The organism is Chitinophaga alhagiae (assembly GCF_003568665.1).
GTDB lineage: Bacteria > Bacteroidota > Bacteroidia > Chitinophagales > Chitinophagaceae > Chitinophaga > Chitinophaga alhagiae.
The window spans coordinates 1938071-1963058 of record NZ_QXMH01000001.1 but is presented as its reverse complement, the minus strand read 5'-3'; the positions used below and the strand labels follow the sequence as shown (position 1 = coordinate 1963058).

The 24988-nt window shown below is 52.8% G+C and carries 21 protein-coding genes and 1 pseudogene; 14 read left to right on the top strand and 8 right to left on the bottom strand.

What is annotated here, in order from left to right:
• Positions 1-49 precede the first annotated feature (49 nt).
• Complete coding sequence (locus tag D3A97_RS07960; RefSeq protein ID WP_119077842.1) at positions 50-928, top strand: SMP-30/gluconolactonase/LRE family protein; 879 nt, start codon at positions 50-52, stop codon at positions 926-928.
• A gap of 116 nt (positions 929-1044) precedes the next feature.
• Here D3A97_RS07960 and fabG read toward each other — a convergent pair whose 3' ends face one another.
• The 3 genes from fabG to lptB all read right to left on the bottom strand — a co-directional run bounded on the left by fabG (position 1045) and on the right by lptB (position 4174).
• Positions 1045-1794, bottom strand: a complete 750-nt coding sequence (gene fabG / locus D3A97_RS07955; protein WP_119077841.1) for a 3-oxoacyl-[acyl-carrier-protein] reductase — start codon at positions 1792-1794, stop codon at positions 1045-1047.
• 64 nt (positions 1795-1858) lie between these two features.
• Entirely contained in the window at positions 1859-3382 is a 1524-nt protein-coding gene (locus tag D3A97_RS07950) for a GH3 auxin-responsive promoter family protein (RefSeq protein ID WP_119077840.1), read from the bottom strand.
• 30 nt (positions 3383-3412) lie between these two features.
• The gene (gene lptB / locus D3A97_RS07945) at positions 3413-4174 is read right to left on the bottom strand and encodes an LPS export ABC transporter ATP-binding protein (protein WP_119077839.1); all 762 of its coding nucleotides are present in this window, start codon (positions 4172-4174) and stop codon (positions 3413-3415) included.
• A gap of 150 nt (positions 4175-4324) precedes the next feature.
• On the opposite strand from lptB, the gene metF reads away from it, so the two are divergent.
• On the top strand, positions 4325-5278 hold the full coding sequence (gene metF / locus D3A97_RS07940; protein ID WP_119077838.1) for a methylenetetrahydrofolate reductase [NAD(P)H]: 954 nt from the start codon (positions 4325-4327) through the stop codon (positions 5276-5278).
• A 194-nt stretch (positions 5279-5472) separates the two neighbouring features.
• Here the strand turns inward: metF and D3A97_RS07935 are convergent, their stop codons facing one another.
• The 4 genes from D3A97_RS07935 to D3A97_RS07920 form a co-directional block, all read right to left on the bottom strand.
• Positions 5473-6186 carry an outer membrane beta-barrel protein gene (locus D3A97_RS07935; RefSeq protein ID WP_119077837.1) on the bottom strand — a complete coding sequence of 238 codons (714 nt, stop codon included), beginning with the start codon at positions 6184-6186 and terminating at the stop codon, positions 5473-5475.
• 369 nt (positions 6187-6555) lie between these two features.
• Entirely contained in the window at positions 6556-7170 is a 615-nt protein-coding gene (locus D3A97_RS07930; RefSeq protein WP_119077836.1) for a porin family protein, read from the bottom strand.
• Positions 7171-7245: 75 nt separating this feature from the next.
• Complete coding sequence (locus D3A97_RS07925; protein ID WP_262697036.1) at positions 7246-7917, bottom strand: porin family protein; 672 nt, start codon at positions 7915-7917, stop codon at positions 7246-7248.
• Positions 7918-8023: 106 nt separating this feature from the next.
• Complete coding sequence (locus tag D3A97_RS07920) at positions 8024-9436, bottom strand: TlpA family protein disulfide reductase (protein WP_119077834.1); 1413 nt, start codon at positions 9434-9436, stop codon at positions 8024-8026.
• A gap of 42 nt (positions 9437-9478) precedes the next feature.
• On the opposite strand from D3A97_RS07920, the gene rlmD reads away from it, so the two are divergent.
• The 9 genes and pseudogenes from rlmD to D3A97_RS07880 all read left to right on the top strand — a co-directional run bounded on the left by rlmD (position 9479) and on the right by D3A97_RS07880 (position 18439).
• Positions 9479-10888: a 23S rRNA (uracil(1939)-C(5))-methyltransferase RlmD gene (rlmD, locus tag D3A97_RS07915; RefSeq protein WP_119077833.1), complete on the top strand. Its 1410-nt coding sequence runs from the start codon at positions 9479-9481 to the stop codon at positions 10886-10888.
• Between the two features lie 85 nt (positions 10889-10973).
• Positions 10974-11771 (top strand): rhomboid family intramembrane serine protease, encoded by a 798-nt coding sequence (locus D3A97_RS07910; RefSeq protein WP_232825880.1) that lies wholly within the window; start codon positions 10974-10976, stop codon positions 11769-11771.
• Between the two features lie 38 nt (positions 11772-11809).
• Positions 11810-12757 (top strand): rhomboid family intramembrane serine protease, encoded by a 948-nt coding sequence (locus D3A97_RS07905; protein ID WP_119077832.1) that lies wholly within the window; start codon positions 11810-11812, stop codon positions 12755-12757.
• 50 nt (positions 12758-12807) lie between these two features.
• A pseudogene (locus D3A97_RS25455) lies at positions 12808-13041 on the top strand (hypothetical protein); the annotation flags it as partial.
• 81 nt (positions 13042-13122) lie between these two features.
• Positions 13123-13899, top strand: coding sequence for an endonuclease/exonuclease/phosphatase family protein (locus D3A97_RS07900; protein WP_157986412.1), 777 nt, complete (start codon positions 13123-13125; stop codon positions 13897-13899).
• A 116-nt stretch (positions 13900-14015) separates the two neighbouring features.
• Positions 14016-15128, top strand: a complete 1113-nt coding sequence (locus tag D3A97_RS07895; protein ID WP_198673893.1) for an endonuclease/exonuclease/phosphatase family protein — start codon at positions 14016-14018, stop codon at positions 15126-15128.
• Positions 15129-15238: 110 nt separating this feature from the next.
• Positions 15239-16735 carry a cysteine--tRNA ligase gene (gene cysS, locus D3A97_RS07890; RefSeq protein ID WP_119078480.1) on the top strand — a complete coding sequence of 499 codons (1497 nt, stop codon included), beginning with the start codon at positions 15239-15241 and terminating at the stop codon, positions 16733-16735.
• Positions 16736-16822: 87 nt separating this feature from the next.
• On the top strand, positions 16823-17812 hold the full coding sequence (locus D3A97_RS07885; protein ID WP_157986410.1) for a M28 family peptidase: 990 nt from the start codon (positions 16823-16825) through the stop codon (positions 17810-17812).
• 3 nt (positions 17813-17815) lie between these two features.
• Positions 17816-18439, top strand: coding sequence for a DNA-3-methyladenine glycosylase family protein (locus tag D3A97_RS07880; protein WP_119077828.1), 624 nt, complete (start codon positions 17816-17818; stop codon positions 18437-18439).
• An 11-nt stretch (positions 18440-18450) separates the two neighbouring features.
• On the opposite strand, the gene D3A97_RS07875 is transcribed toward D3A97_RS07880, so the two are convergent.
• Positions 18451-19065 (bottom strand): hypothetical protein, encoded by a 615-nt coding sequence (locus D3A97_RS07875; protein ID WP_157986409.1) that lies wholly within the window; start codon positions 19063-19065, stop codon positions 18451-18453.
• 189 nt (positions 19066-19254) lie between these two features.
• Between D3A97_RS07875 and D3A97_RS07870 the strand changes: the two genes are divergently transcribed.
• The 3 genes from D3A97_RS07870 to D3A97_RS07860 all read left to right on the top strand — a co-directional run bounded on the left by D3A97_RS07870 (position 19255) and on the right by D3A97_RS07860 (position 24904).
• Positions 19255-22335, top strand: a complete 3081-nt coding sequence (locus D3A97_RS07870; protein WP_157986408.1) for a SusC/RagA family TonB-linked outer membrane protein — start codon at positions 19255-19257, stop codon at positions 22333-22335.
• A 13-nt stretch (positions 22336-22348) separates the two neighbouring features.
• On the top strand, positions 22349-24106 hold the full coding sequence (locus D3A97_RS07865) for a RagB/SusD family nutrient uptake outer membrane protein (RefSeq protein WP_198673892.1): 1758 nt from the start codon (positions 22349-22351) through the stop codon (positions 24104-24106).
• Positions 24107-24601: 495 nt separating this feature from the next.
• Positions 24602-24904, top strand: a complete 303-nt coding sequence (locus D3A97_RS07860; protein ID WP_157986407.1) for a T9SS type B sorting domain-containing protein — start codon at positions 24602-24604, stop codon at positions 24902-24904.
• Positions 24905-24988: the final 84 nt, after the last annotated feature.

The window sequence follows — 24988 nt, the reverse complement described above, 5'->3', positions numbered from 1 at the left end:
AAATTAGGCGCATTTGGAGTTTTCCGCTAAAAAAAATTAATTTAATACAATGAAATACTTTTTCACTGCGTTCGTTTCCCTGGCAACCTGTACCGCAGGCGCCCAGGAGTCCCTCTATACCGCCCGGGACCTCACCGCGGAAAACATGTTTTCCCAGAACATAGAAGGCCCCAACTTTGACCGGGACGGCAACCTGTACGTGGTGAATTTCCAGAAAGACGGCACTATTGGCAAGATCAACACGCAGAACGGCAGCGGGGAAGTGTTTGTGACCCTGCCGGAGGGCAGCATTGCCAACAGTATACAGTTTCACCGCAACGGCCACATGCTGCTGGCTGATTTCAAGGGCCACAACGTGCTGCAGGTAAACATGCGCACGCGGGCAGTCAGCGTATACGTGCACCATCCTTTTTTCAACCAGCCTAACGACCTGTGCATCAATAAAAAAGGGCAGCTTTTTGCCTCTGACCCCAACTGGAAGAACGGCACTGGCCAGCTCTGGCGTATAGACAAGCCGGGCAAGGCGGTGCTGCTGGCCAACCAGATGGGCACTACCAACGGCATAGCCCTGAGCCCCGATGAAAGAACGCTGTACGTAAACGAAAGCGTGCAGCGCAGGATCTGGAAATTTGATGTAAACGCCCGCGGCCATATTTCCAACAAAACGCTTTTTGCCGAGTTCCCTGATTTCGGGTTTGACGGCATGAAGTGTGACAAGGCCGGCAACCTGTACGTAACCCGCTATGGTAAAGGCACCATTGTAGTGCTTTCGCCGGAAGGGAAGCAGCTCCGCGAAATACCGCTGAAGGGTAAAGCCTGCAGCAACCTGGTATTTGGCGGGGAAGACGGTAAAACGGTGTATGTTACCCTGCAAGACAGAAAGTGCCTGGAAACCTTCCGGGTAGAAATACCGGGGAAAGATTTTTGACAGGCCTCAAAAAATACAAAGGCCCCGGCGGTATTCCGGAGCCTTTGTAACGTGCCGGGCGCTCTGCCCGTATTGGATATCCTCCCTCCGGGAGGTATGCTGTTTTCTAACTGTTCTCAGGTATTCAACCCACCACAAACACTGATCACCTGCCCCGTTACATAGGCGCCCATGTCTGAGGCCAGGAAGAGGCATACGTTGGCAATATCTTCCGGGGAGCCGAATTTGCCGAGAGGGATCTGGTCAAGATAAGCCTTGGCGCCTTCCCCGTCTTTCAGGTAATGCGTCATGTCTGTTTCAACAAAGCCGGGCGCCACAGCGTTTACGCGGATGTTGCGGCTGCCTATTTCCTGCGCTATGGATTTGGAAAACCCTATGATGCCGGCCTTGGAAGCGGCATAGCTGCTTTGGCCCGCGTTGCCCTTGATACCTATGATGGAGCTCATATTAATGATGCTGCCGCTTTTGGCCTTCATCATGGGGCGCATTACCAGCTTGGTCATGTTGAACACGCTTTTCAGGTTCACGTCCATCACCTCGTCCCACTGCTCTTCACTGAGGCGGAGCAACAGGTTATCTTTCGAAATGCCTGCATTGTTTACGCAAATATCTACCGTACCAAACTCTTTCACCACATCGTTCACCAGTGCTTCGCAATCAGCAAATACGCCGGCATTGCTTTTATAGGCTTTTGCTTTTACGCCTTTGGCCGTCAGTTTTGCCTCCAGGGCCCGGGCTTTTTCATCAGAGCTTACATAGGTGAATGCAACATGTGCGCCCGCCTCTGCAAATTTCAGTGCAATGGCCTCACCAATTCCGCGGCTGGCGCCTGTTACGATGGCTACTTTGTTGTCGAGTAATTTCATTTTCTATCAAATAGGTTTTTAGCTTTAGTTGGATGAACGAAGGTAATAGAATTTAGACCATTGTTCAGTGTTTTTCAACAAACCGGAGGATCTCCTCCAGTACGTTCCGCTCGTTGCTGAGCCGTGGTACCTTGTGCTGGCCGCCCAGTTTGCCCTTGCTTTTCAGCCATTCTGTAAAGGTGCCCGGCGGCATAATATGCACAATGGGGCTGCGCAGGGCAATATCCTTGTGCCGCTTGGCTTCGTAGTCTGAGTTGATGGCTTTAAGCGTAGTATCCAGCACGGCGGTAAACTGCTCCAGGCTGGCCGGCGGCGCTTCAAATTCTATCAGCCATTCATGCCCGCCGTTGCCCTGCTCGCTGAAATAGATAGGGGCCGCCGTATAGTCGTTCACCACGGCGCCGGTCTCTTCACAGGCTTTTGCAATAGCCTTGTCTGTATTGTCTACTATCAGCTCCTCTCCGAAGGCGTTGATAAAAGACCGGGTACGGCCGCTCACGCGGATGCGGTAAGGGGAAAGGGACACAAACTGTACCGTGTCTCCCACCAAATACCGCCAGAGGCCGCCGTTGGTGCTGATAATGAGCGCGTAGTTTTTGCCCGTTTCCACTTCGTGCAGTTGCAGCGTGCGCGGAAATTCTTTCCCGTACTCTTCCATGGGCATGAACTCGTAAAAAATACCATGGTTGAGGAAAAGCAGCAGGCCTTCTTCCCCTATTACGTCTTGCGCGGCAAAAAAGCCCTCCGAGGCGTTGTAAGATTCCAGGTAATTCATGCCCGGCTTGCGGATCAGGCGCCTGAACTGCTCGCGGTAAGGTGTAAAGCTCACCCCGCCGTGCATGTATACTTCCAGGTTGGGCCAAACATCCGCCAGGTTGTCTGTGCCGGTCAGTTCAAATATACGTTTGATGAGTACAATGGTCCAGGTGGGTACGCCGGCTATGGAGGTCACGTTTTCATGGATCACGGCGTTGGCCATGCGTTCTATTTTTTCTTCCCACTCGTCCATAAGGGCAATGGAAAGGTCTGGCGTACGGATCATATTGCCGTAAAAAGGCATGTTCTGCAGCATTACGGCGCTCAGGTCGCCATAATAACTGTCACTGTCCGGGCTCAGTTTGTTCACCTGGTGGCTGCCCCCTATTACGAGGGATTTGCCGGTGAGCACGTCAGAGTCCGGAAAGTTGTTGTAATACAGGGAAAATACATCGCGGCCAGCGCGGTAATGGTTGTCATCCAGGCTCTCTACGGAAACCGGGATGAACTTGCTTTTATCTGCCGTGGTACCGCTGGACTTGGCAAACCATTTAATAGGCGTGTTCCAGATCACGTTCTGTTCCCCTTCCATGGTACGCTGGATGTAGGGTTTGATAGACTCGTAATTATGAACGGGCACCCTTTGTTTGAACTCGTCTACTTTAAAAATATTGGAAAACCCGAATTGTTTACCAAATTCCGTGTATTGCGCGGCACTCAGCAGGTTCTGGAACACCTGCTGCTGTACCTGCAGCGGGTATTGCATAAAGTGCTCAATGCGGCCCATACGGATTCTGGCCAATTGGGAAAGCGCTGGACTTAAAATCTTCATACCAGGTTTTAACTAGGGTTGTGATAGCTGTTATTGTTTTGCCGCTTCGTCAAGGTAATCTTTCCTGCGAAGAATAAAATTCTGGCCAAGATACACTTTTCTCACCTGTTCATCTTCCGCCAGTTCTTCTGCAGTGCCGGCTTTGAGTATTTTGCCTTCAAATAACAAATAGGCCCTGTCCGTGATGGAAAGGGTTTCCTGTACGTTGTGGTCTGTGATCAGGATGCCGATGTTTCTGTACTTAAGCTTGGCTACTATGGCCTGAATATCTTCTACGGCAATGGGGTCTATCCCTGCAAAAGGCTCATCCAGCAGGATGAACTTGGGGTCTACCGCCAGGGCCCTGGCAATTTCCGTTCTGCGGCGTTCCCCGCCGCTCAGTACATCGCCGGGGCTTTTGCGCACGTGCTGCAGCCTGAACTCGCTGAGCAGCTGCTCCAGCTTGTCTTTTTGTTCGGCCTTGCCCAGTTTGGTCATTTCCAGCACCGCCGCTATATTGTCTTCCACGCTGAGTTTGCGGAATACGCTGGCTTCCTGTGGCAGGTAGCCAATGCCCATCTGGGCCCGCTTGTACATGGGCAGCTTGGTAATGTTCTGTTCGTTCAGGAACACCTCCCCCTCATCGGGCTTGATCAGGCCCACCACCATGTAGAACGTGGTGGTTTTACCCGCCCCGTTGGGCCCCAGGAGGCCCACTATCTCTCCCTGCGTTACCTCTACAGACACGTGGTTGACCACCGTCCGGGACCGGTAACGCTTTACCAGTTGCTGCGTATGTATTCTTAATGCCATAGGTTGAAACTTAGCAAAAATAATAAAATCGGCGAATGGACAACGGTTTGGGCGTTTTATATAAATATTTTAACGAATTGGATGCTATTAGATAATTAATGGGGGATATGCTATTTTTGCGAGGTTTTTTCAAGCAACATCCCAAGATATATGAAAGTTACGGAACATATTAATCAGGCCAAGGATACCCTGATCTCCTTTGAGATATTACCCCCGCTCAAAGGCAAAAGCATTGAGTCCATATATGACCACCTGGACCCGCTCATGGAGTTCAAGCCGTCTTACATCAATGTGACCTATCACCGTAGCGAGCATATGTTTAAAAAACGGGCAGATGGTTCGTTCGACAAGGTGGAAATTCGCAAACGCCCCGGCACAGTGGGTATTTGTGCCGCCATTATGAACCATTACTCCATAGACGCGGTGCCGCACCTCATTTGTGGCGGTTTCAGCAAGGAAGAAACAGAAAACGCCCTCATAGACCTTAGTTTTCTGGGTATAGACAACGTGCTGGTGCTGCGGGGAGACGCTCCCAAAAACGAAACTTTTTTTGAGGCCCACCCCAACGGCCACCGTTACGCGCTGGAGCTGCTCAACCAGGTAGTACACATGAACAACGGCATTTACCTGGAAGAAGACCTCCAGGGCGGCCTTAAAACAAAGTTCTGCATTGGCGTGGCGGGTTACCCGGAAAAACACTTTGAGGCGCCCAACCTGCAAACAGACCTGGGTTACCTCAAGCGCAAAGTAGAAGGAGGGGCCGACTATATTGTGACCCAGATGTTCTTTGATAACAAAAAGTTCTTCGACTTTGTGAACCGCTGCCGGGAGGCGGGCATTACCGTGCCCATCATTCCGGGCCTGAAGCCGCTGACCACCAAAAAACAACTGACCGTGCTGCCCCGCACCTTTCATGTAGATATGCCTGACGAGCTGGCCGAGGAAGCCCTCAAATGCAAAACGGACAAAGAAGTGGAGGTCGTGGGCACGGAATGGCTCATTCAGCAGTCCAAAGAACTGAAGGCCGCAGGTGTACCGGTGTTACACTACTACACCCTGGGCAAGCCCCACGTGATCCATAAAGTGGTAAGCACTATCAGATAAAAAGAACAGCCGCTGCGTGGATACGCGGCGGCTCTTTTCCCTATAACTGTCACACCTTTTGTTTAAAAACTTATGTGAGAATGTATTGCTGCTAGTAAGACGCCGGCAAATGCATTTACCCCTATTGCACAAAAAAGAAAAGGGAGACCCGCCGGTGGCGGTCTCCCTGTATCAAAAAAACTTCCTTAAAACACTCAATAATCTTCCCGGTTGAACAGGAAGCCCAGGCTAACGCCCAGATAACGGTTCTTACTTTGGGTGTACTCGTTGCGGTCAATGTCCATCATGCCCATGCTGTAATTGGCGCCCAGCATAATACCATTATTAAACTCGTAGGCCAGCGTAAAGTTGGCACCCGCATCCCAGGGGTACATACGCACCACGGAAATATTGTCATTGGCCTCCCTGCTGAACTGAACGGACTTTGAGGTTCGCGTAATGTTCTGCCCGTTTTTCACAATGTTATAATGGTAGCGGCCTTTCAGCCCACGCGCCACATAGGGCCCAAGGCCCGCCCTGACGCTGCCTGGGCCTACCGCCAGCTTATATACGAAGTTAAAGGGTATTTCCAGGTAATTGAGTTGCAGCCGCGCGCCCTTGGGAATATACAGCGCGTCCAGCAGTTCGGCCTTCACCGGGGGCACCTCTTTAAAACCGGTGCCTTTGGTGATGTACCTGATCACCGGCTGAAAATAGAAGCCGTTCCTCAACGGCACATTCACCACCAGGTCCAGGTGCCAGCCGTGAAAGGTTTTCATATACCCTTCTGCGGAGCCAAAATCTCCCGGGGTTTCTCCGGTAACATCAACATTGGAGGCGGTGTAGCCGGAGCTCAAACCAACACTCACCTGCGCACTACTGTGCATCACGAATGCCAGTGCCATAAACAGCAGACCTGCTTTTTTCATAATTTCAGTTTTTCAATAGGGACCTTGCTGTGCTATAGGAGATAGTAAAAAAGGGGGTGCCCGCCATCCGGTTCAATTCTGGTCAATTACTGCGGGGTATGGTTCATTTGCTAAAATGTATGCCTATGCTCTTCTTTTGAATTTCGGGATCAAACATACGGCAAACTTTGTTCATTTGAAACACCCTGGGTCCGGTTGCGAAACAATTTATGATAATTTAATCAGGGCATACCAGCTCCATAGCGCCTGACAGGCCGCAAAAAAAACAACCGGCGCCGGCAAAAGGTTCGGATCTCCACAAAAAAACGGCGACAAAGCCTGCAGGGCAGGCCTCATCACCGTATAGATCCTTGTTTAATGTTCCGCGTACTATCTTCCGCCGAACTTGTAGCCTATGGATAGCCCGAAAGAGGTGTTTTTGAAGGTGTTATCATTGTCTGCACCTTCAATGTTCACCAGGCCCAGGTCTGTAAACAGGCCTACGTTAAAGCCCATGGGAAATTCATAACCAACCTGGAAGTTGGCGCCGGCATCCAGCCTTTTAAGGTCTTTGCCGTCTCCCCACTCTATGTCCCTGCTGATGTTGGTGCCAAACCAGTCTCCTTCCCATTTGCCGCCAAGCCCGTAAGCAATGTAGGGGCCAAGGCCAATGAAGAGGTTACCGGCGCCTACTTCGGGTTTGTACATAAAATTGATGGGCAGCTGCAGGTAGTGGATCCGGCTTCTCAGGTCCACGTCTCGCAGGTCGTTACCGCCTTTCCCTACATAGAGCAGGCTGGGTTGAACATAAAACTCGTCCGCCAGCGGTATGTCTGCTGTAAAGCCGGCCCGCAAACCAGTCATCATTTTACTGGTTTCCTTGTTGCCGCTGACTTTAGTGGTAACGCTGGAAAAGCTGGGGCCCGCGGTTACTCCAAACTTCACCTGGGCAAAGGTGGCTCCGGCTATCAGCATGGCCGCAACGGATAATGCTAGTTTTTTCATGTTTCGCTTTTGTTGTTTTAGAGAGATTTATATATAGTCAGGATGAAATGATAACTCCGGAATAGCGTAAATTGTTTAACGGGCGCCACCCAGCAGGTAGCCTACAGAAAAGCTCCATACCCGGTTCTTGCTCTTGTCATCAGTGCTATTATCTGCGCCAGACAGTATCTTGCCAAAACCCAGGCCGTATTGCGCTGATATCAGGAAGTTGCCGAACTCCACACCGGCCAGAAAGTTACCGCCGTAGTCAAAACGTTTGTACTTGTCGTACCCGCGGTTCTGGTCGCCGTCATTAAAGGGGGTATCGTCATCCCATTTAATATTGGATTCCCCGCTGGTTTTCACGCCTGCCAGGCTGGCTTCCCATTTGTTTTTACCGGCTACGCCAAATGCGGCATACGGGCCTACTCCGAGGAAAACCTTAGCTTGCTCCCCTACGGGTATTTTACCTACAAAATTCACGGGAATTTCGATGTACTGCGGGTTGGTAGTGGTCTTGTAATAGGTGCTTCCATCCGTATCGCCTTCGCTGAGCCTGGAGCCTTTACCGGTGTAAAAAACGCCGGGCTGCAGGGAAAGTACCGGAGATAAGGGGATGTCTGCAATAGCACCTACATGGAAAGAATTTAAGGAGCGGTTATTGTCAACGCCGCCGCTGTTAGTATTTGTAACGTTGGCGATATTCCAACCGCCTTTCACCCCAACTCTGACCTGGGCCATTGCGGCCACGGATAAACCGACAGCCATACAAGTGAGAACAATCCTTTTCGTCATAACCTAATGTTTTGGTGATGACTAAGGCTTTCCAAAGAACGTGCCAAATGCCTGATAACGTCTTGTAACACATTGTTTATCAGGGTTTACGGGCGGTGTCTGCCAGCTCCCTTTGCAGAAAGCCATCCAGTTGCTCCACACCTAAACGTTTGGCGAGTATCTTCTTGTTCTCGTCCAGCAGGTAAACAACAGGGGTTGAATAGACATCATAGAATTTGCGGTAATTGGTGGTATAGCCGGGGTCCCAGGCGTGTATCCAGCCGGTCAGTTTTTTATCCCTGATAAAGGCGGTCCATTCTTCCCGCGTGCCTTCTGTTTTTACGCCCAGCATGGTAACGCCCTGTTGTTTCCAGCTTGCCTTGAAGGCGGAATCCAGTTTAGGCACCTCCGTTATGCAGTGGCCGCAGGTGGGGTCCCAGAACACAACAACCGTGTATTTGGACTTGATATCGTAGAGGGAAGTACGGCGGGAGGCCGTATCCTGCAGCACCAGCTGGGCTGCTTTCTGGCCTATCAGGTTGGGGGCAATGCTGTAAGCGCGGGAAATGATCTTTTCTTTCTGCTCGTCGTTCACCCAATATGCCTGGCCAGTCACGTAATACTTTTCCACCAGGTGTACAAATACGGCGTCCATGCCCATAATAGGAGATGTTTCGTAGGTTTTGGTAAGCCACCATACTACAAACTTGAAGCTCTCCTTATCTTTTTGGGTTTTGGCAATAAGCCAGTCCGCTTCCGCAATCACGGAATCAGGCTGGGGCGCCACCAGCTGGTCAAAATAGCGGGCAAGGCGGGCTTCCAGCACAGGGGTCCGCACCAGGCGGCCGTCTGCCAGGTTTACATCGTCCCAGTAATGAGCCTTGTAATAACGGTAGGGGTAAGTGGAATCCAGGCTGCCGTTGGCTTTTTGGGGCATGGGCGGCACCACCGGCTCGCGCATGGCCTTGAATATGACGGCCAGCAGGGTGCCCGGCCTGGTGGTAACAATATCAGACCGGTATTGCTGCAGTTTTTTGCCAATGGCCTCTGACGCAGCGCGTACCGCGGCCGTGTCCTGCGCGGTACGGGCAGCGGCCTGCCGGCGCTGCACCTGCTCCATCTCGCCGGCCATGGTGGCTATATAACGGTTATAGGCGGCAAACATGGCATTGTCTTCCGAATTACGGAACTCCGTTTTGCCGGCCAGGTCGGCCGTATCCGCCGCCACGGAAAAAGTCTGCTGTTTATCCAGCAGTATCTCAAAATACCGTTGTTTGCCGGGCAATACGATGAGGTAAATGCCCCCGGGCTGGGTTTCCTTGCCTTTCAGTACGGCTATGCCCTGCTGGTTCATCTGCGCGGAATCCATCACGTACGTGGTTTTGCCCATATAGTGACCCAGGTAAACAGTGCCGCCGGTGTACCCTTTCAGCTGTACAGTAATATCGTAGCCCTGGGCATGCAGGGAAAACGGGCCGCAGACGCAGCAGAGGAAGAATAGCAGTTTTTGCATAGGTGGGATAAAAGTAGCAAAAACCGTCCTACCTTTGCACCCGTGAGGAAAAAAAATGTAGTTCTGGAAAATGTGCCCGTAACCGCTTATGCGGCAGAGGGTAAGGCCCTGGCCCGGGTAGACGGTAAAGTTGTTTTTATTGAAGGAGGCGTGGTGCCTGGAGATGTGGTAGACGTAAAGCTGAGCAAAAACAAAAAAGACTGGGCGGAAGGCAAGGCCATCAACATACGGAGCCTTTCCCCGGAACGGGTAGACCCTTTTTGCGCGCATTTTGGCCTTTGCGGCGGCTGTAAATGGCAAATGCTGCCGTACGAGCTGCAATTGCAGTATAAACAGCAGCAGGTAACAGACCACCTGCAGCGCATAGGCCACCTGGCGCTGCCGGACATGCCGCCCATACTGGGTGCGGAAAAAACCCGGCGGTACCGCAACAAGCTGGAATTTACCTTTTCCAACAAGGCTTACCTGACCAACGAAGAAATACGCGAAGCAGGGGAAGAATGGCCCCGGCGCAACGCTTTGGGGTTCCATATCCCCAGGTTGTTTGACAAAGTGCTGGACATACAGACCTGCTATCTGCAGGAAGAACCAGCCAACCTCATCAAAAACACGGTGAGAGACTGGGCGGAGACCCATCAACTGTCTTTTTACGACATCCGGCAGCAGCAGGGCTGGCTGCGCAACCTGGTGCTGCGCATCTGCACCACCGGCGAGGTGATGGTGAACCTCGTGATCCATTATGAAGACAAGGAAGCGCGCGAGGCGCTGTTAAGCCACCTGCTGGCCACGGTGCCCGCCATTACTACGCTGCTGTACACCATCAATCCCAAAAAGAATGATAGTATCTTTGACCTGGAGCCGAAAGTATTTTACGGGAAAGGGTACGTGGAAGAAAAGCTGGAGGACTTTACCTTCAAGATAGGCCCGAAATCCTTTTTCCAGACCAATACTTACCAGGGCGAGGCCCTGTACAAGGTGGCGCGCAGCTTTGCCGGGCTTACCGGCCGGGAAACCGTGTACGACCTGTATTGCGGTACCGGCAGCATCGGCATCTTTGTGTCCCGCCAGGCAGGCAAAGTGGTGGGCATAGAGCTGATTCCCGAAGCTATTGAAGACGCCCGGGAAAATGCCGCCATGAACAATGTAAAAAATGCGGCGTTTTTTGCAGGTGATGTGATCGATATTTGTGACGATGCCTTTTTTGCCGGACACGGCGCGCCGGACGTGATCATTACAGACCCGCCCCGTGCGGGGATGCATGAGAAGCTGACGTCTAAGCTGCTGGAAGTAGCGGCGCCGCGCATTGTGTACGTATCCTGCAACCCGGCTACGCAGGCCCGTGACCTGGCGCTGCTGAACGAAAAATACAGCATTGAAAAAGTGCAGGCGGTAGACATGTTCCCGCACACTCACCATATAGAAAATGTAGTGCTGTTGCAGAGAAGATATTAGTAGTAACAAACGTATAAGTATACACGAAATGAGTGAATTCAGGCCCGGCAGATTCCAGATGTTGCCCCTGGTAATCAAGAATCTATTGATCATAAATGGGTTGGTATACCTGGCGCAGGTAACCCTCAAAGGTGTTTTCCGGTACGATCTTACGGACATGTTTGCGCTCCATTACTGGGGATCTGACCTGTTCCGCCCGCATCAGCTGGTGACCCACCTGTTCATGCACGGCGGTTTTGCGCACCTTTTCTTCAATATGTTCGCGCTCTGGATGTTCGGGAGCATCCTGGAGAACCGCTGGGGGCCCAAGCGTTTCCTCATTTTTTACATGGTGTGCGGGCTGGGTGCGGCATTTTGCCACCTGGGCGTGGTAACGTATGACAATATGCAGCTTTCCTCTGCCGTGCAGCACTTCAGTAACAATCCCTCTTTTGACGCTTTCAACACTATTTACGATAAATACGGCCTGGGCAACTATACCATGTTCGAAGGCCCGCAGGAAATTCCCATGCAAAGCTTCCGCGATGCCTGGAGCGTGCAACCGCCGGAATCTTATGACATGGTGATCCGCGCAAAGATCTATCTCGGCAAATTCATTGAAGCCTACCGCGATGTGGCTACCGTGGGCGCCTCTGGCGCTGTTTTCGGCGTGCTGTTCGCTTTCGGGTACCTGTTCCCCAACAGCTATCTCTTCATTCTGCCTATTCCCTTCCCCATCAAGGCCAAATATTTTGTGGGCGGCTACATACTCATGGAGCTGTACCTGGGCTTCAAAAACTCCGCCGGAGACAACGTTGCGCACTTTGCGCACCTGGGTGGCGTATTATTTGCATACATTTTGCTGAAGATATGGAACAAACACAATCGCAAAACGTTCTATTGAGGCAAAATGCCTAAATTTGTAACATAAACACCAGAGCCATGCAAGTAGCAGAAAAAGAGCGGATGCCCCGGCTATCTTTGGGGGAAGAAAGGAACATGGTAACCCAGCTGCTGCTCCTGAACATCACCGTATTCATCCTGCTGTTCTTTATCAAGATCATTTACCAGATGGAAAATACGGGCCTTGCAGCTTTCGAAAGGGACATCCTCAACAATACCCGTTTCCCGGCAGACCCTATGGTACTGCTCACCAAACCCTGGACGCTGTTAACGGCCATGTTTGCCCATACCGGCTTCTGGGACGTTTTCAGCAATATGGTCTGGCTCTTTTGCTTTGGTACGCTTTTGCAACAAATAGGCGGCTTCCGCCTGATCGTTCCCTTGTATGTTATGGGCAGCCTTTGCGGCATGGCCTTTTACCTGGGCGGCATGAACCTGGTGCCCGCGCTGCAAACCGGCGTAGCCGGCAGCAGTATAACAGGCGCAGGGGCCGGCGTAATGGCCATTGCCATCGGGTTAACCACCCTGGCGCCCCGCAGCCGCGTTTTCCCCTTGCTGTTGAAAGGCGGCGTACCGGTTTGGGTGATCACCGCCATTTTCCTGGCCCTTCATGCTACAGACATTTACAGCAGCGGCAGTTATGCCGCCACCGGCCTGTTTCTGCTGGGCGGCGCCTTTATGGGCTTTATGTTCATTGCCCAGTATAAAAAGGGCCGCAACTGGGGCGCTCCCGTCAACAAAGTGATCTTCTCCGCAGGGCATATTTTCCACCCCAAAGAGCAGAAAGAAATACTCAGGGAAGAATACCTGGAACCCTCCAGCACCGCCGCCGCCGCTCCCTTTCAAAAAATAGGCGCTGTACCGGAGCACAAATTGAATGAGCTGCTGGACAAGATCAGCGCACAGGGCATGCACAGCCTCACTCCCGAAGAAAAAGACACTCTCCTCCGCGCCAGCAAGGAAAAGGAAAGTGCGGAAGATTTTTAAATCCGGGGGCCGCATGCTAACTTTGGCTATCAACATTTTTGCCCCCGAACGTGAAACTCGTCCGTGTCATCATCCGTCGTTTGCTATTGTGGAGTAACATATTCCTCGCAACAACGCTGCTGTTCTCATTTTTTCTGACATTTACCGACCCCGCCGTTTTCTGGCCGGCCGGTTTTGCCGGGCTACCCTTCATTTACCTCTGGCCGGCCTGTTTTCTTTTTATACCACTCTGGATCTTTTACCGGCGCAGGTATTGGTTAATATCACTTCCCGCGCTGCTGCTAACCCTCCCGGGCGTTGGGGCCAGCTGGGGATTTCATACCACGGGCGCCGCCCTTCCGCCAGGCCCCGCCTCATTTACCGTTATGACCTTTAACTGCAGCAGCATGGGCCTGCTCCGTTACAAAACCGACACGGGGAGGCTCCAGCGCATGTACGAAGAACTGGAAAAAGCCAGTCCTGACATACTCTGCCTGCAGGAGTTCTTCACCAATTCGGGCACCCGGGCCCCGAACCACCTGGACAGCATCCGCCGCAAGCTGAAGTATGACCACTACTACTTTGTAAACCATTACACCAACTGGCAAAACTGGCATTACGGCACTATTATCTTTTCGCGCTTTCCGCTGGTGGATACGGCGGCCATAGACTTGCAAAATGTATCCCCGGAAGAAAAAATGATCACCGCCCGGCTGGTGGTACATGGAGATACGGTGCGCCTGCTCTCCGCTCACCTGGCCTCCCAGAACCTGCAGAAAAACGAATACACGGTTGTTACCGCGCCCAACAAAGACCAGGCCCACGGCGTTATGAAGAAGATGAAAGCTGCCTTTGGCCTGCGCTCCATGCAAGCCCAGCTTATCCGCAGGGAAATTGCCGCCACGCGGGAACCGTTGATAGTACTGGGAGATTTTAACGATGTACCCGTTTCCTACACTTACAAGACCATCCGCGGCGGGCTGCAAGACGCTTTCCTGGCGCAGGGCTCGGGGCTGGGCAGAACCTTTTCGGCAGTGGCGCCGCATCTGCGGATAGACTACATTCTGCCGGGGCCGCACTTCACCGTAGAAGATTTTTTCATTTACCGCCGCAAGGGATTTGAGCATTTCCCCATCATGGCGCGGCTGTCTTTGAAGCCATGAAGCCCCCGGAGCGGCAGCCATCCTCCACTGGCAAGTGCTTCGCCCCGCTCCCCATAATTTTATTAACCGCTTGTTTTTTAATGCGTTAAATTTATACCGGCCAAACAAACTGCCTGTTGAAATTTTTAAGACTTTTTACCAAGGGGTTCTTTTTGACCCTCAATGTGATAACTGTTCTGTTTTTCCTGCTGGCCTGCCTGGCGCCATTTATTTCGCCGGTGCGGTTCTGGCCTATCAGCTTTATCACGTTGGGTTTCCCGTTCCTGCTCGTTGTGCTTGTGCTGTTCCTCATATTCTGGCTCATTTTTGACGTGAAGTACGCCCTTATTCCCCTGGTAGCCCTGGTAGTGGGCTGGAAGTCCGTTTCCGCCTTCTTTTCCTTCCGCTGGCCCACGCACTGGGAGCCGGCCAGCAAGCCGGAGGGCAGTTTTAATGTGATGAGCTACAACGTGGCCCTCTTTGGCCTGTATGCCCAAAAAAACAGCAAACCTACCCGCGAGGCCATGTTTGAGCTGATACGCCGGCAGCAGCCGGATATACTGTGCCTGCAGGATTTTTATACCTCTGAAAAGCGGAACGACTTTAATAACCGGGAAGATATTTCGGCGCTGATGCGGCTCCCGCACCGTTTTTTTTCGAGCGATTTTAACCGGGACGGCAACCAGCACTGGGGCAGCATCATTTTTTCCCGATACCCCATCCTCCAGTCAGACAAGGTGAAACTTTCTCCCGGGCCGCTGGGCGAAAGCCTCATTTTTGCGGACGTGTTGCGGGGCAACGATACCATTCGCGTGGTGAACATGCACCTGGAATCTTACCGTTTCAACGCGCAGGATTACCGCTCCATTGAAAAGATCAGGAAACAGGAAGACACCGGCCTGGTGGCCGCCAAAGGCATCATGCACAAAATGCGGGACGCCTCCGCCCGCCGCAGCCGGCAGGCCAACATTGTGGCTGACTTTATCCGTACCAGCCCCCACCCGGTAATTGTATGCGGGGATTTTAACGACACCCCCGCCTCCTACACCTATTTCAAGATCAGGGGCAACCTGCAGGACGTGTTCCTGAAAAAGGGCAGCGGTATTGGCAGGACCTTCTCCGGCCTTTCTCCCACCCTGCGCATAGATTACATTTTCGCAGACCGCCGCTTCCACGTAAATGGCGTCAACATCATTCATTCAGACCTGAGCGACCACTACCCGGTTATCACCAACTTGTCCTTCAAATAACTGCGGATATAACGCATTCGTAATTTGTTTTTCCCCTTTTGCACAAAAAATTCGAACTTGGAGGCATTAAAATTGCGAAATTCGCCCAGCCGAAATACGAAATAATGGATATGTCAGAACAGCTAAAACTCTACAATACCTTAAGCCGTCAAAAAGAAGTTTTTACACCGCTATATCCCGGTCATGTGGGCATGTACGTGTGCGGCCCCACCGTGTCCGGAGAGTCTCACCTGGGCCACGCACGCCCCTTCATCACCTTCGATGTACTGTACCGCTACCTGATGCACCTCGGTTACAAAGTGCGGTACGTCAGGAATATCACAGACGCCGGCCACTTTGAAGAAGAGGGCCGCGCCGCGGAAGACAAGATAGCCAAGGTAGCCCTGCTGGAAAAACTGGAGCCCATGGAGCTGGTGCAGAAATACACCAACCTTTACCACTGGGCCATGGAGCAGTTCAACACGCTCAAGCCCAGCATTGAGCCTACCGCTACCGGGCATATTGTAGAACAGATAGAAATGATCAAAAAGATCATGGACGCCGGTTTTGCCTACGAGGCCAACGGCTCCGTGTACTTTGACGTGAAAAAATACTCCGAGGCCCACCATTACGGCATCCTCAGCGGCCGCGTGCTGGAAGACCAGCTCGAAACCACGCGTGAGCTTGAAAACCAGGACGAGAAGCGCAACAAGGTAGACTTTGCCCTCTGGAAAAAAGCGCCGCCCGAGCACCTGATGCGCTGGCCCAGCCCCTGGGGCGAGGGTTTTCCCGGCTGGCACATTGAGTGCTCTGCCATGAGCGGCAAATACCTCGGCAAACAATTTGACATTCACGGCGGCGGTATGGACCTCCAGTTCCCCCATCATGAATGCGAAATTGCCCAAAGTGAAATTGCCAATGGTGAACTGATGGCCCGCTACTGGGTACACAACAACATGATTACCATTAACGGTAAAAAAATGGGTAAAAGCTACGGCAACGTGATCCGCCTCACGGAACTGTTTGCCGGCACGCACCCCCTGCTGGAACAGGGTTACAGCCCCATGACCATCCGTTTCTTCATTTTGCAGACACATTACCGCAGCACGCTGGACTTCTCCAACGAGGCCCTGCAGGCCGCGGAAAAAGGGCTGCAACGCCTCTGGCACGCCTACGAGGTGCTGCAGAAACTGGAATATGCCAGCAACGGATCGCCGTTGAACGAGGAGCTTGACAAACAGGTGCAAGCCTGGTGCCGGGAGTGTGCAGACGCCATGAATGACGACCTGGGCACGGCCAAAGTGCTGGCCAACCTGTTTGAGCTGGCGCCCGTGATCAACTCCCTCCGCGGCGGTCAGATAAAAATGAACGAACTGTCAGAAAGCACTTTTACCCTCCTGAAAGAAACCTGGCAAACCTGGCTCATTGACATACTGGGCCTGCGCCCGGAAAAACCGGCAGACAACAACCGGCTGGAAGGCGTGCTGCAATTGCTTATAGACATCCGCAAGGAGGCCAAGGGCAAAAAAGATTACGCTACGTCAGACAAGATCCGTAATCAACTATTGTCTATTGGCATACAGCTGAAAGACGAAAAAGACGGTTCTGTTACTTACGCTATTGAGTAGCGGCCGCATCACCTTGTTTTTATTAACCGCTTCATGTTTGTTCAGACAGGCAACCATGAAGCGTTTCATTTCATAATAAACCGCATCATGCCGGGTATTTTTTCAAGAAGCGTGAATGTTCCGCAACTGGCCATCCTGTTGGCTTTTGCACTGGCAGCCTGTAACGGCGGCCATAAACGGTCAGGAGAAGATAATAACGCGGCCGCGGCCGGTACGCCGCCGCCCGTATTTGCGGCAGACTCCGCTTACGCGGCCATTGAACGCCAGCTCGCCTTTGGCCCCCGCGTGCCCGGCACGCCCGCGCAGGAAAAATGCGCGGAGTGGCTCACCGGCACCCTCCGCAGCCTGGCGGATACTGTGTACGTACAGCGCACAAAAGTGGCCGTAACCCCTCAGCAAGAAGTGCCCTGCATCAATATTATTGCCTCCTTCAACCCCGCCGCCGCGCAGCGCATGCTGCTGCTGGCGCATTGGGACACGCGGCCCGTGGCGGATAAAGACGCCTTTGACAAAACAAAGCCGCTAGACGGGGCGGACGATGGGGCCAGCGGCGTGGCCATACTCCTGGAAACCGCGCGGCACCTGCAGGCCCGCAAACCCGGTTACGGCATAGACCTGCTGTTCACAGACGTGGAAGACTACAACAGCAACTACTGCCTGGGCACCCAGTATTGGGCCCGTAACCTGCATGTGCCTGGCTACAAGGCAAACTATGGCATTTTGCTGGATATGGTGGGCGGCCGGAATGCTACGTTCTTTATGGAAGGCACCTCCCGGCAGTATGCCTACGGCCCCATGAAACTGTTCTGGGACGCGGGCAATAATGCCGGCTTCAGCAGCTTCTTCCCCTATTCAGAGCCGCCGGGCGGTACCTCCTTCATTGAAGACGACCATACGTACGTGAACCAGATCGCCAAAATTCCCACGTTTGACGTTATCGGCATGCAGCCTAATGGCGCCCTCATGCCGCATCACCATACCACCAGCGATAACCTGTCCGTGATAGACCGGCAAACCATCAGGGCCGTTGGCCAAACCCTGCTGAACGTATTGTATGGCCAGCCTTTTAACTACTGATATATGGGTACCCACCACACCATTTACATGCCGCACCTGACCCGTGACAAAAAGCTCGGGAAGATCATAGAGGCCCCACTGGCAGACCTGCCTGTAAAGAAGAACATTGCGCTGAAGCTCATTGGCTCCATTATGAGCCAGCAACTGTCTGTAAAAGTGGCGGATGTGATCTACAACAGGTTTTTGCAGCTTTACGGCGGCAAGGAGCCACGCACGCAACAGGTACTGGATACGCCTCCTGAAACGCTGCGCGGCATAGGTCTCTCCAACGCCAAGGTCACTTACGTACATAACGTAGCCCGCTTTGTACAGGAAGAAAAACTCACAGACGCGCGCCTGCATAAACTCGGCAACGAAGAACTGATTGCCTACCTCACCAGCATCAAAGGCGTAGGCCGGTGGACGGTGGAAATGCTGCTGATGTTTTACCTCGGGCGGGAAGATATATTTGCTATTGATGACTGGGGCCTGCAACAGGCCATGACCAAACTGTACAAGCTGGATGCGGCTGATAAAAAGGCATACCGGGCCAAACTGCTGCAATTGTCAGGTAAATGGGCGCCGTACAGAACGCACGCCTGCCGCTACCTCTGGGCCTGGAAAGACAATGCGCCGGTGAACGGTTGAGGAACACCGTTTTAACGGATAGCATAAGATTGCAGCCTTGTAGTATCTGTATCCGTATCAAGCTGGATCAGCCCTACGCCTTTTGCATAATAGTTGGTGCTCAGTTCTGTAGGAGGTAAATAAGGAGGAACAGACACTTCCATCCGCACCCCTATCACGTTATTGAACACGGTGCCCAGCACCGTTTTGGAAGTTCCTTTCTGCATAATGGTATAGTCTACCGTCAGCTGCACATCTCCCACAATAGGCAGGTTAATGGGAAACTGCTCCTGCCAGCCGCCGCCTAAAGCCACATTTTCTTTCAGGTATTCCGTTTTGACCACGTTGGAAGGTACATTGCTGACAGCCGCAATGTCTGCCAGTTGCACATAACTGCCGCCCCCGCAGCGGAACAAGGACATGCCGCTGCCTGCATCGTCTTCCAGCACCCGAAACTGCTCTCCGTTCACCACACTGTCTCCCATCACCTGCAAGGTATAATAGAATGTGTCCGGCGAAGATACCGCCACCTGCTGGTACGCAAATGAAGAGCCCGTAGTGTAAGGCGCATAATCACAGGTATTCTGTACTACCGGCTCCTCTTGGCTTTTCTCCTTTTTACAGGCCGCCAGCAGAACAACAACCATTACTCCGGCAAAAAGCTGGTAAAACTTCATATTAAAAGCATTCGTGGCCTGAAGGTACCAGTTATTTTTTTCAAAATGAAAGGGTACACGCTACGCTTTATTTCGAAAATATTTAAATAAAAACAAGATAACTTTATTATGCATAGTTATCTAGTGTTACTATTATTTAACCCACCTAAAAAACCCGTTATGCGAAAAATTCCACGTTTAGGCGCAGCCATGCTCATGGCTGCCCTGGCCCATTTCACGGGAGGCATGCCCGTCTCCCAGGCCCAGCAGGTGAACACCGCCTCTTCCAAGAACATTACGGTAAAAGGGAAGATCAGGGACGCAAAGAACAGTCCCCTGCCCGGCGTTACCGTAAGGGTAAAAGGCACCACCAAAGGCACCGTATCTGACGAAAAGGGGGCATTCAGCATCCCTGACACAGACCCACAGACGGTGCTGGTCATTCAGTTCATCGGGTATGAGACCCAGGAGTACCCGGTAAACGGCTCCACCAGCATCAGCATTTTGCTGAAAGAAACAGAAAAACAGTTGGACGAGTATGTGGTAACAGGTTACGGCACCACCAAAAAAGTGACCAAAACCGGCTCCGTTAGTACCGTCAAAGGCTCCGAGATCAAGCAGGCGCCAACAGTGAACATTTCAAACGCATTAGTAGGGCGCGTTTCGGGCCTGATGGCCATTAACAGCAGTGGAGAGCCGGGGTACGACGGGTCACGCATTCTCATCAGGGGGCGCAGTACGTTCAACAACTCTGACCCGCTGGTGGTCATTGACGGTATTCCGCGAGACGGGTTCCAGCGGCTCAACCCGAACGACATTGAGAACGTATCTGTGCTGAAAGACGCATCCGCGGCCATTTTCGGCTCCCGTGCGGCCAACGGCGTTATTCTCATCACCACCAAACGCGGGCGCACCGGCAAGCCCATGCTGAGCTACAGCTTCAACCAGGGCTTCACCCAACCCACGCGCCTTCCCAAAATGGCCGATGCGCCTACTTATGCGCGCATCGTGAACGAGATCAACGAGAACGCCGGGGACCAGCCCAGCTTTTCGGAAGAGCGCATCCAGAAATTTGCGGACGGGTCTGATCCCTGGGGCCATCCCAACACAGACTGGATCGGGGAAGTGGTGAAACCCCTCTCCAGCCAGAACCGGCACGATCTGTCCCTCCGCGGCGGCTCTGACAAGTTCGTGTATTTCGTGTCTTTGGGCACCCTCTTCCAGGACGGTATTTTCAAGAACAGCGCTACCAAGTACCGGCAGCACAACATCCGCATCAACCTGGACGCCAACGTGAACAAATACCTGACGGTAAGAATGGACGTGGCCGGCCGCCTGGAAGACCGCAACTTTCCGCCCCGCAGCGCCGGCTCCATTTTCCGCGCCCTGCTCCGCGGCCGCCCCACGGAAGCCGCCCGCTGGCCCAACGGATTGCCCGGACCGGACATTGAGTATGGAGACAACCCCGTGGTGACCAGCACCAACGAAATAGGTTACCAGCGGGACAGAACGTACGTGATCAACAGCAACCTGGGCGTGATGCTCTACATTCCCGGCGTAGACGGGCTGTTTGTAGACGCCAACTTCGCGCTTGACCAGAACTTCAACTTCCAGAAGCGCTTCATCAAACCGTGGACGCTCTACACCTACCAGGGCACTGACCCTAACGGCCAGCCTATACTGGAGGCTTCCAAAAGAGGCGTAAGCGCGCCTGAGCTGGAACAATGGTACGGGCAGAACCAGAACATCACGCTCAATGCCAAGGTCAACTACATCAAAAGTTTCGGCAAACACAATGTTACCGGCATACTGGCGGTAGAACAGAATACCAACAAGGGAGACAATTTCTGGGCCCGCCGCCGGTATTACATCTCCGATGCGGTAGACCAGCTGTTTGCCGGCAGCAATGAGGAAAAGGACAACACCGGCCGGGGCTTCGACTATGCACGCCTCAACTACTTCGGCCGCCTTTCCTACAACTTTGATGAAAAGTACCTGTTTGATTTTAACTGGCGGTACGATGGCTCGCAGAACTTCCCCACCGGCCGCCGTTTCGGCTTTTTTCCCGGCGTGTCCGCAGGCTGGGTGGTATCCCGCGAGAACTTCTGGAAACGGGCCATAGGCACTACTATTGACTACTTCAAGCTGCGGGGCTCTTACGGGCAGATGGGGAACGACCTCGTAAACCCCTTCCAGTACCTGAACACGTTCGGCATCGCAGACGGCGGCACCGTATTCGGAGACAAGCTGAACCAGGGCATTTACACGCTCCGCATCCCGAATCCCAACATCACCTGGGAAGTGTCTAACAACATGGACCTGGCCATTGAAGCCAAGTTTTTCAACGGCCTCATTGGCATAGAAGCGGAGTACTTCCGTACCCACCGCTACAGCATCCTTACCAAACGCTCCGCCTCCGTGCCCATTTACACCGGGCTAACACTGCCTGATGAGAACATCGGCAAGGTGCTGAACCAGGGCGTAGACCTCAACATTTCCCACAAGCGCACAACGGGCAAGTTCACGTACGAAGTGGTGGCCAATATTTCCCATGCAAAGAACCAGATCGTGTTCTGGGACGAGGTGCCCAATGTGCCGGAATGGCAGCGCTCCACCGGCCGGCAGATAGGCGCCACGCTGTATTATGAGGCCATCGGCATTTTTAAAAGCAAGGAAGAAATAGAAAAGTACCCGCATGTGGGAGGCGCCGTGCCTGGCGATGTGATCTTCAGGGACGTGAATGAAGACGGGCAGATCAATGACCTTGACCGTGTACGGGTAAACCGCTCCGAGTACCCGCTCTGGAATTACGGCCTCACCCTGGGGGCGCAGTTCCGGAACTTTGACCTCACCATGCTCTGGCAGGCCGCAACCGGCAGTAGCCAGTACATCCGCACGGAGTCTGGCCTGATCGGCAACTTCCCCATGAAAATAGTGGAAGACCGATGGTCTCCCGAAAACCCGAACGGCACCATGCCCCGGCCGTATGACCGCGACAAGGAATACTGGGTAAGCCGCCCCAACACGTTCTGGCTGTGGAATACCAATTACCTGCGCCTCAAAACGCTGGAGCTGGGTTACACCATTCCACAAGCCCTGCGCAAACGCACCGGGCTGGAAGACCTGCGCGTGTATGTAAGCGGGCAAAACCTGGTCACGTTTGACAAGGTGAAGATATTTGACCCGGAGTCTCCCACCGGCAGCGGGCAATACTATCCGCAAACAAGGATCTTCAACGCCGGCCTGAATGTCACCTTCTAAAAAAATCAATGCTATGAAAACGATCATCAATATACTGCTGCTCACCGTTGTGTGTACCATGGCCTGTAATAAAGACCTGTTGGAGAAAAAACCGCTGACGGAATATATGGAAGAAGATGTGTGGCGTGACCCGAACCTGGTACAGGCTTATGTAAACGACCTCTATCCAAAAATGCGGCATGGGTTCAATGAGGTGATGCTGGCCTCCATGACAGACGAGGCCCGTTTTATTCACAACTACGGCACCACCACTTCCGTAACGGAAGCCATGAGCCCTGAAGACCTTGGCGCCCTCAACCTCTTCGGGGAATGGGACAAGCATTACAAGGCCATCCGCAACTGCAACATCTTTTTTGAGATGGTGGGCTCCGCCAAAGACCTCTCTGCGGAACAGCGCAAGCGCCTCACCGGCGAAGTGCATTTTTTGCGTGCCTACTTTTACCACATGCTCGTAAAGTACTGGGGCGGCGTACCGCTGGTGAAGCAGATATTCAAGCTCACAGACGGAGAAGCCATGCTGATACCGCGCAACAGCTTTGAAGAGTGCGTGCAATACATTGTAGACGAGTGCGACAGCGCCATGGCCCTGCTCCCGGAGGCACATGACCGGGACAATACAGGCCGTGCCACCCGCTTTGCCGCCATGGCCCTCAAATCACGCATGCTGCTCTATGCCGCCAGCGACCTGTTCAACCGGGGCGGCAATACCAACAATCCTGAATGGGGGTATGTGCAGGTAGACCAGGCAGCCCGCACCGCGCGCTGGCAAAAGGCCAAAGCCGCGGCGCTGGAGCTGATGAACACCGGGGCCTTTGCGCTGTATAAACCCACCGCTTCGGCTGTAGACAACTACACCCGGGTGTTCCTTGACAAAAACAATTCGGAGATCATCTTCTGCAAGTATTTTAACAAGCAGCAGCTGGGTACCAGCCACGATCTTTACAACGGGCCCAACGGGTACCACAACTGGGGAGGCAATGTGCCGCTGGAAAACTTTGTGGAAGGTTACCAGATGGAAGATGGTACAGACTTCAGCTGGGCCAACCCCGCCATGGCCGCCAAGCCTTATGAGAAGCGCGACCCACGGTTTTACGCCACCATTCTGTACAACGGCGTTAAATGGAAAAAGCGCCCCAGCGATGCGGTGGGGCTGGACCCCGTAGGCGTTATCCAGACCGGCAGGTACGAAAAGAGGAATGGAGCCAATATAGAAGTGGTGAACGGGCTGGATACCCGCCAGGGCCCTATTGAAAACTGGAATGGCAGCTATACCGGCTACTACCTGCGCAAGTTCATGGACATCAACCTGGACGCACAGTTCTTCCGCGGAGACCAGTCCTGGCCTTTCTTCCGCTACGCGGAAATACTGCTCAACTATGCGGAGGCCTCCATGGAGCTGGGCGAGGAAGGAGAAGCCCGTACTATTATTAACGAAGTGCGCACCCGCGGCGGCATGCCCGCCCTCGGCACATCCGTTACCGGCGCCGAGCTGGAAAGAATGTACCGGTACGAGCGCCGGTACGAGCTGGCGTTTGAAGAACACCGTTACTTTGACGCGCGGCGCTGGCTGATTGCTGAAACCGTGTTCAGCGGTCCCGCCAAAGCCATTGAAATTTATGGCAAGCTGAACCCGGATACCCTGCTGTATACTTACAAAGTATTAACAAATGGCGTTCAGGAAAGAAAGTTCACCAGGAAGCATTATCTACTGCCAATCATGGCGGAAGAGATCCGCAGGAACAGTAAAATGACGCCCAACCCGGGCTACTGATTCCCGCCACCACCCTGCCCGCACACAAACATGTGTGTGGGCAGGGTTTATGTAAAACATACACTTATCCATTTAAAAAAAATCCCGTGCCATTTGGCCGTTGAATGTCCATAAATCGTACATTCGATTCCCGGTTAACATGTGATTAACATCCCAAAACCAAGACAAACAGCTTAAGCATTATTCCACCGGATAAATATGCACCCGTAACATTAAGGCAACCATCTGCTCATATTTACTTAATGCGCCTTTAATGTTGAATTAACGCCAGACCCGGAGCTTTGTACCAGTTTAAAGATCAGTACAACAAGTTAACTATTTAAAAAAACCATCATGAAACAGAGCTTTGTTTTCTCACCAAAACAAATTCTTACCGCTGCTGCCATTGTTTTAGGCTGCTCCCTGCAAGCCTCCGCGCAAAATGACGCCTTAGCCTATGCCGGAACCCGTAAAGAAAGCCCTAAGACCCACGCAGCCATTGAAGAAAAAAATGCCATGACATTAAGAGGATGTAAAATGAACATCCGGCAGGATGCAGACGCCGCCCTCCGCTTCCTGGTGTTCATTGACAACCCAGCTATGGACAAACTCACGCTGTACATCAAGGACAGCAACAACAACACCCTGCATAAAGAAGACCTGCAGGCCGATTCACCAAGGTTTGTTGCCCGTTATAACCTCGAGAACCTGGAGGATGGCGCTTACACATTTGAAGTACGGAACGGTAAAAATAAACTGGAGAAGGCCGTAGACATCAGAACGCAAATGCAGGTGAGCCGTGTGGTTTCACTTGACTAGGCCCTGTGTCTGAGAAAAGACTGGAGGTGCATGCCGGCGGGCATGCACTCTTTTTTTGCCCAAGATCCGGCAAAACCGATTGTA

Excerpts from the sequence above, each read along its gene's own strand:
- D3A97_RS07960 (WP_119077842.1), top strand. The coding sequence starts at position 50 with ATGAAATACTTTTTCACTGCGTTCGTTTCCCTGGCAACCTGTACCGCA.
- fabG (WP_119077841.1), bottom strand. The coding sequence starts at position 1,794 with ATGAAATTACTCGACAACAAAGTAGCCATCGTAACAGGCGCCAGCCGC.
- D3A97_RS07950 (WP_119077840.1), bottom strand. The coding sequence starts at position 3,382 with ATGAAGATTTTAAGTCCAGCGCTTTCCCAATTGGCCAGAATCCGTATG.
- lptB (WP_119077839.1), bottom strand. The coding sequence starts at position 4,174 with ATGGCATTAAGAATACATACGCAGCAACTGGTAAAGCGTTACCGGTCC.
- metF (WP_119077838.1), top strand. The coding sequence starts at position 4,325 with ATGAAAGTTACGGAACATATTAATCAGGCCAAGGATACCCTGATCTCC.
- D3A97_RS07935 (WP_119077837.1), bottom strand. The coding sequence starts at position 6,186 with ATGAAAAAAGCAGGTCTGCTGTTTATGGCACTGGCATTCGTGATGCAC.
- D3A97_RS07930 (WP_119077836.1), bottom strand. The coding sequence starts at position 7,170 with ATGAAAAAACTAGCATTATCCGTTGCGGCCATGCTGATAGCCGGAGCC.
- D3A97_RS07925 (WP_262697036.1), bottom strand. The coding sequence starts at position 7,917 with ATGGCTGTCGGTTTATCCGTGGCCGCAATGGCCCAGGTCAGAGTTGGG.
- D3A97_RS07920 (WP_119077834.1), bottom strand. The coding sequence starts at position 9,436 with ATGCAAAAACTGCTATTCTTCCTCTGCTGCGTCTGCGGCCCGTTTTCC.
- D3A97_RS07905 (WP_119077832.1), top strand. The coding sequence starts at position 11,810 with ATGCAAGTAGCAGAAAAAGAGCGGATGCCCCGGCTATCTTTGGGGGAA.
- D3A97_RS07900 (WP_157986412.1), top strand. The coding sequence starts at position 13,123 with ATGACCTTTAACTGCAGCAGCATGGGCCTGCTCCGTTACAAAACCGAC.
- cysS (WP_119078480.1), top strand. The coding sequence starts at position 15,239 with ATGTCAGAACAGCTAAAACTCTACAATACCTTAAGCCGTCAAAAAGAA.
- D3A97_RS07885 (WP_157986410.1), top strand. The coding sequence starts at position 16,823 with ATGCCGGGTATTTTTTCAAGAAGCGTGAATGTTCCGCAACTGGCCATC.
- D3A97_RS07880 (WP_119077828.1), top strand. The coding sequence starts at position 17,816 with ATGGGTACCCACCACACCATTTACATGCCGCACCTGACCCGTGACAAA.
- D3A97_RS07875 (WP_157986409.1), bottom strand. The coding sequence starts at position 19,065 with ATGGTTGTTGTTCTGCTGGCGGCCTGTAAAAAGGAGAAAAGCCAAGAG.
- D3A97_RS07870 (WP_157986408.1), top strand. The coding sequence starts at position 19,255 with ATGCGAAAAATTCCACGTTTAGGCGCAGCCATGCTCATGGCTGCCCTG.
- D3A97_RS07865 (WP_198673892.1), top strand. The coding sequence starts at position 22,349 with ATGAAAACGATCATCAATATACTGCTGCTCACCGTTGTGTGTACCATG.
- D3A97_RS07860 (WP_157986407.1), top strand. The coding sequence starts at position 24,602 with ATGACATTAAGAGGATGTAAAATGAACATCCGGCAGGATGCAGACGCC.